This window comes from Pseudomonadota bacterium (genome assembly GCA_039024915.1).
GTDB lineage: Bacteria > Pseudomonadota > Alphaproteobacteria > Rhizobiales > MH13 > MH13.
Genome location: JBCCPK010000032.1, coordinates 1 through 1,848, shown reverse-complemented (window position 1 = coordinate 1,848; position 1,848 = coordinate 1). Strand labels below are relative to the sequence as shown.

The following is a 1,848-nucleotide window of genomic DNA, read 5'->3' as shown; positions in this document are numbered from 1 at the left end:
TGCACCGAGTTTCACGATACGCTCGGTGAGCTCCTTCTTGCTGCCCGGTACGAGCAGCGACACGTTTTCAACCACTGTCAGCGTCTCAAAGAGAGAAAAGTGCTGAAAAACCATCCCGACGCCCAACCGCCGCGCAGCGGCCGGCGACGTGACGTCGAAGCGTTCGCCACGCCAGTAGATGTCGCCCTCATCAGGCGTTTCCACGCCATAAATGAGCTTCATCAAGGTCGACTTTCCGGCGCCGTTTTCACCCAGGATCGCATGGATGGCGCCATAAGCGACGTCCAGATCGATCCCAGAATTAGCCTGGACCGGGCCGAAGCTCTTGGTCACTCCGCGCAAAGATAGCAGTGGTTCCGTCACAGTGTCAGCCCGGCAGCGGTGTCGTCACGCCTTGAACGTGCCAATCCATTGCGATGACCTCCTCATCGGTCATGGTGACGCCCTCGGCAACGCCCTCGCTCCCATCAGCTTTCATGATCGGGCCCGTGAATGGCGAGAACGACCCATCGGCGATGGCGGCCTCCACCTCCATGATCTGGGCCTTTACCTCGTCTGGAATATCGGGGCTCCAATCGACAACCTTCACGACGTCATCGCCGACACCGAGAAACGCATTAGCGCCCTCAAACGTGCCCGCCACATGGGCATCGACGGGGCCTTAAAGAACGGCGACCAATCGGTGAGAACGCAGCCGAGATATGTGTTCGGCGCATAGGCTTTCATGGAGGAGTTCAGATTGAACGAGTAAATCCCCAGCTCTTCAGCTTTCGACACAACCGAGGGCGTGTCTTGAGCGTTTGAGAAGATCACGTCGCAATCCTGCGCGGCAAGCGCCTCCGTTGCCTCCTGAGCTTTGGCCGGATCGAACCAGGAGTTGAGCCATACGATAGAGAGCTCAATATCCGGATTGATCGCTTGCGCGCCGAGGGTAAAGGCATTGAGCGATGTGATGAGCTCAGGGATAGCAAAGGCCGAGACGGAGCCGAGCTTGCCGGTTTCCGACAACGCGGCCGCGGCCATGCCCATGAGATACGTGCCTTGCGAATACTGCGCCGCAAAGGGCGAGAAATTGGTCGCAACCATAAAGCCAGAGGCGTGGAGCACCGTCACATCCGGGTTCCGCCGGGCAATCTGCATCGCGCCATTCTGATAGCCAAAGGAACCTGCAACCAGGAACTTGGTCCCATCGGCCACGGCCTTGTTCATAATGCGGTCCGCATCCGGGCCTTCAAAAATGTTCTCGATGACGGTGAGTTCTACCGCATCTCCATAGGCGGCCTTCACGACTTCTAGACCTTCAAAAAGCGCATGACCCCAGCCCACATCGGCAACCGGTGACGGGATGACAAGCGTGATCAAAAGCGGGTCTTCTGCCGTGGCGGCGGCTGCTTTTCCGCCCACAGCCGCAACCATGCTTGCGACCGATGCGCCCGCGATAAAGTTTCGGCGGTTCAAAGTGTTAGTCATGTTTCGCTCCTTTTCGTTTTAAGCTTCAAGTGTCATGAGGGCCTGCTCCGCTTCGGCGAACAGGGTTGCTTCTTCGACCTTTGTGAAAGATCCGCTTTCCCAAACGATCTCGCCATTGATCATGGTCAGGTCGGTGGGTGTCCCGATCCCAACTTTGGGGATCAGGCTCGCGGGGTCATGGCGGGTGCCGACATAGTCCATGCGCCTGGTGTCGAGGGCAAAAAGATCAGCCGCCATGCCCGGAGAGAGACGACCGATATCAGCGCGCCCGAGGACAGACGCGCCACCCTTGGTCGCATAATCCAAAAACGTTGAAGGCGGCGGAACAGGGTGCTCCCGCGATCCGGCCACAAGGCTGATCTTTTTGCCCTCGACACC

The 1,848-nt window shown here is 58.3% G+C and carries 2 protein-coding genes and 1 pseudogene; all 3 read right to left on the bottom strand.

The features are described 5' to 3' along the window. Positions 1 to 363, bottom strand: a 363-nt coding sequence (locus tag AAF739_18130) for an ATP-binding cassette domain-containing protein (GenBank protein ID MEM6384586.1), incomplete at its 3' end; no start/stop codon positions are given. Positions 364 to 367: 4 nt separating this feature from the next. Continuing rightward, a pseudogene (locus tag AAF739_18125) lies at positions 368 to 1,470 on the bottom strand (BMP family ABC transporter substrate-binding protein). A gap of 18 nt (positions 1,471 to 1,488) precedes the next feature. Further along, a partial coding sequence (locus AAF739_18120; GenBank protein ID MEM6384585.1) for an amidohydrolase family protein occupies positions 1,489 to 1,848 on the bottom strand: 360 nt, incomplete at its 5' end.